At 40.5% G+C, this 7,680-nt stretch carries 1 protein-coding gene; it reads left to right on the top strand.

What is annotated here, in order from left to right; genetic code table 11:
* Positions 1-390 precede the first annotated feature (390 nt).
* The gene (locus AB1422_13940) at positions 391-7,242 is read left to right on the top strand and encodes a right-handed parallel beta-helix repeat-containing protein (protein MEW6620414.1); all 6,852 of its coding nucleotides are present in this window, start codon (positions 391-393) and stop codon (positions 7,240-7,242) included.
* Positions 7,243-7,680 lie beyond the last annotated feature (438 nt).

Here is a 7,680-nt window from a genome sequence, read left to right as displayed (position 1 = left end):
ATATTGAGATATAATTAGGGTAAGGGGTCAGCCACTTAAATAATGATGAACCGAATCAAGGTAAAAAGAGATTAAGATGTAGAATCTGTTAAAGGAGAAGAGATGGATAACGCTAACAGAACATACATACATACATACACAGAGAGAGAGTCATTCTAACCTGTTGCAGGACATAGAGTTAGGAGAATATAAGCACAGTAATTAATTGGACTGTGCTTTTTTTGTCTTTGGTAAATTCTCTCGCAAAGGCGCTAATGACGCAAGGTAAGGTAGTTACAGGAGTTACAAGATGAAAATCTCGTTAATCTTGTTCATCCTGTCAAAAATATTGTAACCTTTGCGTCTTTGCGAGAAATATTATTCGTGTTTTGAAAATGGAGGTAAAAAAAGATGAAGAAAATCTTTAGTGTGGTAGTTTTGGGAATGGTTTTGGGAAGTATAAGCCAGATGGCTTATGGCACAGATGTATCAGGGGTTATCTCTGAGAGTGCAACCTGGACTTTGGCAGGAAGCCCTTACATCGTTACCGGCGATGTCTATGTCCAAGGGTCAAACACACCAACCCTAACCATTGAGCCAGGGGTTATAGTTAAGTTTGACCAATACATAGTAGGCTTATACATTGGATATAATAACTTTGGCAAGATCATTGCCAATAATGCAACCTTTACCTCTAATCAAGGAACACCAAGCAAAGGCTATTGGAATGGCATCTGTTTTTATGATAAAGCAGAGGATTCAAGCATCTTAAACAATTGTTTGATTGAATATGGTGGCTATGGTAATCTTGGCAACATCTATTGTGATTCTGCCTCACCAATTATTACAAATTGCACGATTGGAAGCAGTAGCAATAATGGCATCTATTGCGTCAACTCCTCGCCAAATATCACCGACAACACCATATTGGCGAATGATACCTATGGCATCTATTGCTACAATGCTGACTCATCTCCCGATATTTCCGACAATACCTTTACCAACAATAACAACTATCCCATAAGGATAGGGGCAAACTCGGTAAGGAAGGTAGTCAATAACACCTTTTCCAACAACAACCCAAATGCCATTGAGGTGCTTTCTGATACAATAAATACCTCAGGCACCTGGACAGACCAGGGTGTTCCATATATCATTACCGGCGATGTCTATGTCAAAGGAGCAGCCACACCAACCCTAACCATTGAGCCAGGGGTTGTGGTTAAGTTTAATCAATACACGAACTTAGAGATTGGAGGGAATTATGCCAATGAATTTGGCAAGCTCATTGCTAATAGTGCAACCTTTACTGCTAATGGAACGACAACCAAGGGTTATTGGGATGGCATCTGTTTTTATGATAAAGCAGAGGATTCAAGCATCTTAAACAATTGTTTGATTGAATATGGTGGCTATGGTAATCTTGGCAACATCTATTGTGATTCTGCCTCACCAATTATTACAAATTGCACGATTGGAAGCAGTAGCAATAATGGCATCTATTGCGTCAACTCCTCGCCAAATATCACCGACAACACCATATTGGCGAATGATACCTATGGCATCTATTGCTACAATGCTGACTCATCTCCCGATATTTCCGACAATACCTTTACCAACAATAACAACTATCCCATAAGGATAGGGGCAAACTCGGTAAGGAAGGTAGTCAATAACACCTTTTCCAACAACAACCCAAATGCCATTGAGGTGCTTTCTGATACAATAAATACCTCAGGCACCTGGACAGACCAGGGTGTTCCATATATCATTACCGGCGATGTCTATGTCAAAGGAGCAGCCACACCAACCCTAACCATTGAGCCAGGGGTTGTGGTTAAGTTTAATCAATACACGAACTTAGAGATTGGAGGGAATTATGCCAATGAATTTGGCAAGCTCATTGCTAATAGTGCAACCTTTACTGCTAATGGAACGACAACCAAGGGTTATTGGGATGGCATCTGTTTTTATGATAAAGCAGAGGATTCAAGTACCCTAAACAATTGCTTGATTGAATATGGTGGCTATGGTGGTATTGGCAACATCTATTGTGATTCTGCCTCGCCAATTATTACAAATTGCACTATTGGAAGCAGCAGCAATTATGGCATCTATTGCTACGACGCTTCTTCCTCCCCGGATATTTCCAACAATACCTTTACCAACAATAACAACTATCCCATAAGGATATATGCAAACTCGGTAAGGAAGGTAGTCTCTAATACCTTTTCCAACAATACCCCAAATGCCATTGAGGTGCTTGCTGAAACAATAAATACCTCAGGCACCTGGACAAACCAAAATGTTCCCTATGTAATTACCGGTACCGGCGATGTCTATGTCCAAGGACCAAGCACACCAACCCTAACCATTGAGCCAGGGGTTGTGGTTAAGTTTGACCAATACAAAGGCTTATACATTGGAGGGAATCCTGCCAATGATTTTGGCAAGCTCATTGCCAATAATGTAACCTTTACTGCTAATGGAACGACAACCAAGGGTTATTGGTATGGCATCTGTTTTTATGATAAAGCAGAGGATTCAAGCATCTTAAACAATTGTTTGATTGAATATGGTGGCGATGGCAACATCTCTTGTTATTCTGCCTCACCAATTATTACAAATTGCACCATTGGAAGCAGTAGCAATAATGGCATCTGTTGCTACTATGCCTCGCCAAATATCACCAATAACACAATATTGGCGAATGATACCTATGGCATCTATTGCTCTGGCACTTCTTCCTCACCAGATATTTCCGACAATACCTTTACCAACAATAACAACTATCCCATAAGGATATATGCAAACTCGGTAAGGAAGGTAGTCTCTAATACCTTTTCCAACAATACCCCAAATGCCATTGAGGTGTTTGGTGATACAATAAATACCTCAGGCAGCTGGACAAACCAGGGTGTTCCCTATGTCATTATCGACGATGTCTATGTCGAAGGAGCAGGCACACCCTGCTTAACCATTGAGCCAGGGGTAGAGGTGAGACTTGATAATAGCAGACAATTGACAATAGGTGGCTTTGCAGAGTCAGAGTCAGGCATCCTGATAGCAGATGGCAGTGCAGGCACGATCACCTTCACCAGGGCTAAGGGTAGCTACTGGAATTGGATCTGCTTTAATAAGGCAGGCACAGGCACCATCAACCATTGCCTGATAGAGTATGGTGGTGGTGATGGGAGTATGGGTAATATCTGCTGTGATAATTCCTCGCCAAATATCCTGAATTCTATTATAAAAAACAGCAATGGTCATGGCATCCATCTTGCTACCAGCCATCCACCCATTTCAGGCAACATCATCACTGACAACCGCGAATATGGCATCTACTGCTACTTCTCCTCCCCAGCCATCACCAACAACACCATTGTAGACAATTCAAGTGGTATCTATTGTGATTCTAATTCTTCACCAAGGATAGCAAATAATATCATTATAGGTCATTTTCAATACGGTATTCAGGTAACTAATCTAAATCCTCCAGTGAATCACAACTGCTTCTTCGAGAATATATCAGGGGATTATCTTGAGAACGACACAGTCAGAGATGTTAATTGGCTCAATAATACTGCTGATTGTGCGGGTAATATTTCTTTGAATCCACTCTTTGTTGATTCTAATGGTGGTGACTTTCACCTTAAAGTTGTCTCACCTTGCATAAACAGAGGCACAAACTCAGCACAGGATATTCCAACAACAGATAAGGATGGCAATCCCCGGATAGTAGGTGGGATTGTAGATATGGGTGCCTATGAATACCAGCTTGAGTTTACTGAAGAGAAATTTTCAGAAGAAGGTTCCTCAACAGCAGAAGTATGGGTAGAAAAGGCTGTTCTAAATAATGGTTTGATTCAAGGAGACTTTCAGGGTAATCTAAATCTGACCGATATTGAATTTGTCTCCATAAAAAGTGGTGCCTTTGCTAACCAGGGCTTTTATAAAGCCAGGTTTAATATAACCTTGAATGAAGACACATATGTAGGCAATCAGGAAGGCTTTGTTCTTTTTGACCCTGAAGATAAGCGGATTTATCTAAAAGGTGCACTTTCTGGAGAAATTATAGGTTTTGTAGAAGGGTTTCTTTCTGAGGCTGTTTCAGATAGTAATATCTATAATAAATATTTTGCAGTCTGGAAGGTTCGTCAAATAGGTGATAGTGATATAGTTTCATCAACATTTACCACAACCGGAGAGATTCAGTATCAGGGACCAACTACCAAATTCTCTGATGTAGGCCTTCATATTTTAGAGAAATTTATAGAGGTTACCACTACAGGAGACTATAACGAAGATTTAAGCCTTGGGCTGAGCAATGTGACGATTAATACAATAGAAAATCCATATTATAACAAAGGCTTTTCCATAATTTCGTATACCTCAAAGATAGGCAAAGGAGAGGGTTATACTTACGCTAAAAAGGTTTCGCCTGGTATATTTAATCTAAATGGTCTCTTTACAAGCCCCTTAGAGGGCATAGCGTATGGTCTGCTGGAGAAGGATAAGGGGCTTTCTCTTACCATAGGAAGGGTTGATTTGAATCTTCCGCCACACCCAAGGTTAGAAATAACCACCTGGGGACCAAAAGGGGTTGTTAGTCCTGGCAGTCCCTTAGAATATGTAATTATGTGCAGAAATAGGGGTACCAAGCAGGCTGAAAATGTGAAGATAGTCCAAAAACTCTCACCTTATGTAGAATATAGGTCAAATACAGGTAACGGTAGATACGACTATGGGCTACATAATGTAATTTGGAATATAGAAAAAATCCCTCCTCACACCATAATATACCTTACTACAATGTGTAAAGTTGTTTTTGGGATACCCCCCCGTACCATTATTCATAATATGGCATATCTCATAGAAAAGCCTGCCATTGACCCTGCAGAGGTAAGCTATCAGGTTATTGAAGATACCGAAAACCGTATGAAGGTAAAGATGGATGTATCTGGTCAGGCCGGCAGTGGCACTCTCTATTCAGAGGCTACGGTAACTACAACCCCTGAGCAAGAAGAGCTTTCTCTTGATTGCCTTGAGTATTTAGAAACTCAAGATGGATTTGAAATCAGGTTTGAGCTTCCAATAGAGAAATATATGAAGAAGCTACGAGGTAGTGAGGGTAATAACAGAGGGGTGTTATTACAAAATAATGATAATGATAATGCTGAGATAAAAGGCGTTGGTTTGTTTACGGTGATTGTGGGGATTATTGTTATCACGTGGATCGCGCGGGAGGTTATGAGGCAGGTGAAGCATCTTCAAGACGCATACGATGACTATAAGGAGGGCCAGAATTTCTTAGACTTTTTATATGACAATAATTATTTAAGCTCCGAGAGCTATAAGGAGCTGTCAAATTCAAACAGTGTCATAGAATTATCAAGTGTTCTAAGTGCTGCAGCAAGTCAGACAGAAATAATGGGAGACACTTATAGCGAAGCAATAGATTCTGCTAGAAATGCGCTGGGAGGGAATATTTATGAGAGCCGGCTTAACTTACTGATTATGCAGGACACTCACCACAGGAAAGATTTGGACTCTGCTATGAGCGACTATCTTAGTGCTAAAGATAGTAGCAGAAGTGGTTGTCAAACTCAGGTTGATGTTCCCCACGACCCTAATGCCAAGTATGGTCAAGAAGGAAAGATCTTAGCCGGTCAAGAACTAACCTATAAGGTTGAATATGAAAATGAAGGAGAAGGGATTGCTTATGGTGTTTATGTTACTGATATTTTAGATGAAGATTTGGATGAAACTACCCTCCAGGTAAAGGAGATGTTTAGCACAAAGGATGGTTCCCAGGTATCCCCTGTTGCAAGTTATAATTCTAAGACAAGATGTATTACCTGGTATGTTGGCGAAGTAGGTCCTAAAGAAGGCGGCTATTCTACCTTTACAGTTAATGCAAAAAGTAATCTACCAGCAGGTGCAGAGATAGTCAACTTTGCTACAGTCTATTTTCCCAGTGTTGCAGAGATTACCCCTACAAATCCAATTGTCTGCTGGACAAATCGCCAGCCAATAGCCAATGCTGGAGTTGATAGATATGCTTATGCCAATGAAATAGTATCTCTTGATGGTAGCAAAAGCTTTGACCCGGATGAAGACCAACTTACTTACAGTTGGACAGAGGCAGATAGCAATCCTCAAAAATCCTTGTTGTCTGATTCAGCCACAGCCACTCCCACCTTTACACCCAAACTTCCTGGAACCTATACATTTATATTGAGTGTAAATGATGGGGTTGTAAATAGTTTTACTGATGAGGTTGTTAATATTGTCATGCCCGAATATGATTATATTCAGATAGAAAGTATCCTAAATCAGAAGATTACTGGTATGAGTGTTCCTCTGGGCAGCACCCACACCTTATCTTTAAAATTCTATGATATAAACAATAACCTGATTGATTATGGCGAGGGTAGATGGGAAGTTTTAGGAGATATTGGTAGGTTATTCTTTACCCACGGCTCAAGCACTGTCTTTTATGCCACTATGCCTGGACTTGGCACAATAAGCGCTACCTATGGAACCAATATAGCTTCTGTCAGGATGGTAGTTGGCTATCCTGTGGACCTGGCTAAGACCTGGGCAGGTACCTTGACAGCAACATGGGGGACTGCTACAGTAAGATATGGTACTGGGACAGACCTTATTTATGTATTACCACCTATAAAACTTGAAGCAGGACAACTTGCTCACCTACCACACAATATCGGTATTGGCATGGAACTAAATGCCTACGGTACTTCAGGGGATAAGGTTACTGGCACACTGACCAATCCTGTGCAGATAATGTTTAACTATGACGAGGCGGTTTTAGGGAATATAGATGAGAGAACTCTAATGTTGTATCTATCATCAGATGGTAATATCTGGGAATTGGTAGCTGACTCAAATATAGATATAGATGCAAATATCATCTACGGAACAATCACTCATCTGTCATACATTGCCCCCGCAGGCAAATCAAAGATAACCGCTGCCAGCGACTTAACCGGGGTGTTCGTCTATCCCAACCCCTGCTATGCCTCAAGGGGACAACAATTACATTTCAAGCGATTAACCGCTCAATGCACGATTAAGGTATTCAACATCGTGGGTGAATTAGTCAAGGAGATAGAGCATAACAATGGCACAGATGAAGAGGGCTGGACAAATCCACGCGAGGTTGCCTCAGGTGTCTATATCTACCTGATTAAGAACGAGCAGGGACAGAAGGCAATTGGCAAGCTGGGGATTATTAAATAACGGGTAACTATTCACCACGAAGAACACGAAGAATTATAAACCAAATCGTAACTATTCAGCCACAGATGAACACGGATGAAACACGGAAAAATCCCCACCTGTGCGATTAGACTAATTCATCGCAGAGACGCAAAGGAAAAATAAATGTAAAATGTAAAATAGGAAATGAAAAATGGGAAATTTTAGTACTTCGCAAGACTCATTACCTTTCAGTTATACATTTTACATTTCTCATTTTACATTATCCATTTTACATTTAACCGCACAGGTAGGAAAAATTCAGGTAACCGTTCACCGCACAGACACAGAGAGGTGGTGTCTTAATCTAGCATAAAGGTTAAAATAGTGTATAGGGTTCTGCAAAATAGGATTTGAGGGAGACAACAAATAAATATCAAATATCAAATATTAAATATCAAATATAAATATCAAAATGCA

The sequence above is a fragment of the bacterium genome, from assembly GCA_040757115.1.
Taxonomy (GTDB): domain Bacteria; phylum UBA9089; class CG2-30-40-21; order CG2-30-40-21; family SBAY01; genus JBFLXS01.
The sequence above is the reverse complement of the archived record's forward strand: the minus strand, read 5'-3'. Positions and strand labels throughout refer to the sequence as shown.

What these genes read in the sequence shown, in the direction of transcription:
- AB1422_13940 (MEW6620414.1), top strand. Translation starts at nt 391, where the DNA reads ATGAAGAAAATCTTTAGTGTGGTAGTTTTGGGAATGGTTTTGGGAAGT.